At 60.2% G+C, this 4,570-nt stretch carries 5 protein-coding genes; all 5 read right to left on the bottom strand.

The genetic code is table 11. The features are described 5' to 3' along the window. Positions 1 to 101 precede the first annotated feature (101 nt). Positions 102 to 665 carry a DUF4082 domain-containing protein gene (locus KF784_19635; protein MBX3121273.1) on the bottom strand — a complete coding sequence of 188 codons (564 nt, stop codon included), beginning with the start codon at positions 663 to 665 and terminating at the stop codon, positions 102 to 104. Positions 666 to 725: 60 nt separating this feature from the next. Beyond that, entirely contained in the window at positions 726 to 1,163 is a 438-nt protein-coding gene (locus KF784_19630) for a hypothetical protein (protein MBX3121272.1), read from the bottom strand. A 50-nt stretch (positions 1,164 to 1,213) separates the two neighbouring features. Further along, the gene (locus KF784_19625; GenBank protein ID MBX3121271.1) at positions 1,214 to 2,221 is read right to left on the bottom strand and encodes a hypothetical protein; all 1,008 of its coding nucleotides are present in this window, start codon (positions 2,219 to 2,221) and stop codon (positions 1,214 to 1,216) included. Positions 2,222 to 2,237: 16 nt separating this feature from the next. After that, positions 2,238 to 3,080, bottom strand: coding sequence for a hypothetical protein (locus KF784_19620; protein ID MBX3121270.1), 843 nt, complete (start codon positions 3,078 to 3,080; stop codon positions 2,238 to 2,240). After that, a partial coding sequence (locus tag KF784_19615) for a hypothetical protein (GenBank protein ID MBX3121269.1) occupies positions 3,077 to 4,570 on the bottom strand: 1,494 nt, incomplete at its 5' end. The genes KF784_19615 and KF784_19620, both read right to left, overlap by 4 nt.

The raw sequence follows: 4,570 nt of genomic DNA, 5'->3' as shown, positions 1-4,570 counted from the left end.
CGACATAGAACACTTCGCCCGGCTCGCGCCGCTGCATCCCGTCGTAAAGAGTTTCTTTTGCTTTAACTTTGACCATCGAATCGCTCCATTTCGTTCAGAGGTTAATAGGTGTACGCAATCGGCCCCTTGTCTGCCGTGAAGGTCGTCGGCACGGTCAAATCGCCCACGGTCCCGAACGTCCCCGCTGCCGATTTCGCCGTCAGCATTTGCGCAGCGCCCACCGCCGTCGGCACTGTGCGCAGCCGCGCCGTTGTCCCGTTCATCGTCACGGACAGGTAATACTTTTGCGGCCCGATCACTTCGACCGGCGCGGTGAATGGAATTTCCTGGTAGGTCGCCAACGTCCCGACTGTCACGCCCGCCAGATTCGAATTCGCGAGCAGTTTCCCGTCGGCATCGTGCAGCTCCACGATCGCCTTATCGGTCCCACCCACGGTCCCGATGAGGTACCCAATCCCCGTCATGATCATGTTGTACGGGACAAACACTTCACAGCTGAACCGCGTCCCAGCGACCGGCGTGGTATCCGTGCCTCCAGTCAATGACGTCACCGCCGGCCAGGTGTGCCACTTGGACGACCCGCCTGACACGATCGGCTGCACCCCGCCGACCATCCAGCGCAATCGGCCTGCAACTCGAGAGAACAATGATGTTTTGAGCGGCATAGCCACACTCCCTTATGTCTGAGCCGCTGCGAAGCCCAGGCCCCGCAGCGGCCCCGGTCGTTACACCGTGATCGCGTAGTTCTTCGCGTAGGGTTTGAAATTCTGGAAATGACTCACCGGGATCAGGTGCGCGGACACCGTCACGCCCGTAGTCCCGGAGACATTGTTGAATTTCAGCCCGACATACCGCTTGGTCACTGACCCTTGCGGAATTGGCACCGCGAACGTGTAGCCCACAGCCAGCGTGGCTTCCGCCGGGAAGACAGACGCCAGAATGTCCGGAGACGACAAGTCGGCATTCGCCGACTGAATCGCCTGGAATTCATAGGCCCCGCCGCCGGTCGCCGCCACTTCCACGTTCACCGCAATACACATCGGCTCACCGGAGCCGATGTCGTTCTTCGGCGTCGGATTCCCGCAATCAATCGTGTTTGTCGACACGGCGTCGATGGTGAACGCCTGCGAGTCCGACAGTTGGTTCTGTTTATCGAGAATCATGGTCGAGTCCTTTCGTTGTACTGGTCCTAGTACTAGCTCAACGCGCCAACTTAGACGACGCGCGCTTCGGTCTCCAGGATGGAGTCGACAATCCGGATCGGAATGCCACGGAACGAGTAGACCCGCTTCCCGTCCACATTGTCGTAGGTGATGCCTCCACCAACCTGCACCGCATCGAATCGCTGCACGTCGAGCGCGGCAAACACGCTCCGGTTCATATAGAAGACCGGTTTCCCGAGGCCCTGCGTCGGCGGCACATGCGTCGCCGTCGCCATGAGCTTCAGCAGGTCCGCCGCGGAGACTTGCGCGACCATGTTCGACACATCGATGTTCGCGATCCGAACCACGTACCGCCAGTCCTTGAGCGCAATCCCGGCCTTCCACTGCCAGCGCTCTTGATACGCGCGCATACGCTCCGTCCCAATGCCGTTCGCGCCCTGGACCGTCTGAATCCCGAAATCATTGTGCTGCAATCCGGCCTTGCTGCCCTTCGGCACGAGCCCAAAGACCGAATTTTCACCCCAGAAGACCAACCAGATCGACGTATTGTCGTTTCCAGTTCCGCCGCCATCGATCACGTTCGCGCCGTTCGTGGCGCCGGACTTGGTCGCATACCGCGGCGCCAGACCCATGAATTCTTCGGGAGCCGTACCGCTGTTCCCGTAGATTAAGGTCTGTTGCATTTCCTGGTTCATCGCCTCCAGGAACGCCATGCCTTCGGACAGCCGGTTCGCATTGATATCGCCACCCAGCTTCGCCACTTCCTCCTCAACCTCTGACCAGGCCTCGAGGATGCCGGTCTTCTCTTCGATTTGTGCCGTGGTGGACTTGCTCGGCGTCACACCCTGATTCAGTAAGCGCCACGTCACCGACGGAAGCCCGGTCCGGACCGTAATCCGGTGCCCGGTATCCTGGTTCCCTTCCCGCCACACCATGTCGGCCAGCATCTCGTTCGATTGCGCCAACAGTTCGACAATGGACGTGGTCCGTTTGCCGTTCGGATCGGTCCGCTTCGCCAGATCCAAGAGGCTCATTACCGTTGTATTGATGGTCGTCATCGTCTATCCCTTTCGCTCAGTCCCCGCCGTACAGCACGTCCGCAATCCGCTGCTCTTTGCGCGCGGCCGGCCCTCCGGACTGCCGCGCCGTCGACACAGTCGGCACGTCTTTCCCGACGGGTTGCTGTTCCAGTTGTTTTTTGAATTCCGCGAAGAGTTTCGGCTTCGCGGCTTCCAGAATCTTTTCTTCCCACTTGCGCGGGTCTTCGCCGAATTTCTCCATGAACGCTTCACGCGCCAGGATCCGCATCGCCGCGACCGGCGGTTGCGGATGCTCGGAGACCTCGACCAGCAGATGCTTTTTCTCGGGCCGACTTGTCAGTGCCACCCATGGGGCATCCTTCCCGCCAAATATCGCCTGCTCGACTTCGTCCGCCCCGAAGTCCTGATCCGCAATCGCTCGCGACGCCTCCACTCGGGCTTCGAACGCGAGCTTTTTCCGGATCTGCTCGTCGGACGGCTTCGGCGGCTCCTTCCAGGTGCCTTCGATCCGCGCCTTCAACTCCTCGATCTGCGCCGTTTGGTCCTCAAGCTTCCGCTCGAGCTCGGCCTTCTCCTTCCCCAATCGACGCGCCGCGGCCGTCTGCGCCTTCAGCTGCTCGTCTTTCGGGTCAGGCTTCTCCTCCGTCTTCCCTTCAGCCTTCGCCACAGGCTCTTGTTTGGCGTCCGCCGGGGGAGTCGCATCGGCCTTGTTGGCCGGAGCGAGGTCCGTATCCTGCTTCTGCTCGGGCTCGTTCGTCGACACCACAGACGTGTCCGCAGCTTTCGCGGGCTCCGTGGCGTAGAGCACGTCGGCCAGCGACGGCTCAACGGGGGAGTCCGCTTTCGCGGGGGTCTGTTCCTTGACAGCAGTACTCATGCAACTTCTCCTTCAGGTTCAGATTGTTCCGGCGCCCCGCCTTGGGGCTTGCCCTTGTCGCGAATCTTTTGCATTTCCATCCGGCCCTGTACCGCGGTCTGTAACGCCTGGAAATCGATCTTCCCGCGCTCCACCTGGCTTCGCGTGCCTTCCTTGACTTGCGCGATCGCCATTTCCGCTTCGATCTTCTGCACGAAGGCCGGGTCCTCGCTCTGCTGAATAAACACCTGCGCCAATTCCTGGCTCTGAAACGCCGTCATGGCGATATACGCCTTCATCTCCGGCGTGAATTCCTTCCAGTCCATGGCAATCGTCATCTTCGGCCGCTCCGGTTGCGGCTGGGATTGCTCGTCGATCATCTTCATCAGGCCTTCTTTGTCCCGAAGCTCGGTCAACTGAATGCCGAGCTTCATGTAGGCCGGGCCCAACGGCGCCAGCGCCGGAATCGCCTGGAGCAGCATTTCCGCCTGTTGCTCACGCAGGACCGTGAAGTCTTTCGTCTCGGTAATGACGAGATCGTAGAGCCGTTCCTTGAGGGCCTTGATATGGCTCTTCGTAATCTGAACGGTACGCGGCGCGTTCGGATCATCCGTAATCTGAAACGCCATCTCTTCGGTCAACCACTGCTTCGCGTATTCGTAGGAGAGCCGCGCCTTCATGTACCGCGACCGACGCAGGTTGTTCTGCATCGGGAGCACAATCAGGTTGCCCATGGCCTGCTTTTTCGCGATCCCCAGCCCGCTCCGGACCTCCGACGGCATCCCCATCGACTCGTTACCCTGGCCCGACACCCGGCGAATGGCGTCCTTATCTTCCTGGAGCAGCGCGAGCTGGGCCTGGCCCATGTCCAGATTGTCGCGGAACAAAATCCGATTACCCGAGACAGCCCCTTCCTTGACCTCGAGGAACCCATCCGGCTTCGCGTGCTCGGTCTGCAACAGCTCGGCATCGTCGAAGGAATTTTCTTCCGCGACGATCTGCCGGTTCGTCAGCAACGCCAGCGCTTTGCTTTCCCGCTTGTTGATGGATTCGACGATCGGGACCAGCCGACTCGCGAGCGCGAGCGGCGCACCGTTTTTCTTCAACCCCGAATAGAACGGCACATAGGGGAACCGGTTCGTTTCATGCGGCGAGACGTCATGATGGATGAGGATATTCCCGAGAATGACCCCGACATACATCCGCTCTTTCCACACCGGTTCGGCGTAGACTCCGTCGGAGCCTTTCAGGTCCTTCAGAATCGCTTTCGCTTCGTCGTTGTCGACGGGCACCGGCACGGCGAGCACGCCATCATCCTTGAAAATGTAGTAGAGTTTGACCTTGCGCTTGTACCAGACCTCGAACGGCCGCACGCGTCGACGCTGCCCGTTTCCGGAGAGCACCGGCCCGCCAGTCGGCAAGTTCTGCATGTAGGTGTCATTCAACAGCGACGGGTCGACCGCTGATCCACCGAAAAACTCCAGCCCGTTCGAAACGGTCAAATTCCGGAG

Source organism: Fimbriimonadaceae bacterium, assembly GCA_019638775.1.
Lineage (GTDB): Bacteria > Armatimonadota > Fimbriimonadia > Fimbriimonadales > Fimbriimonadaceae > JAHBTD01.
The sequence above is the reverse complement of the archived record's forward strand: the minus strand, read 5'-3'. Positions and strand labels throughout refer to the sequence as shown.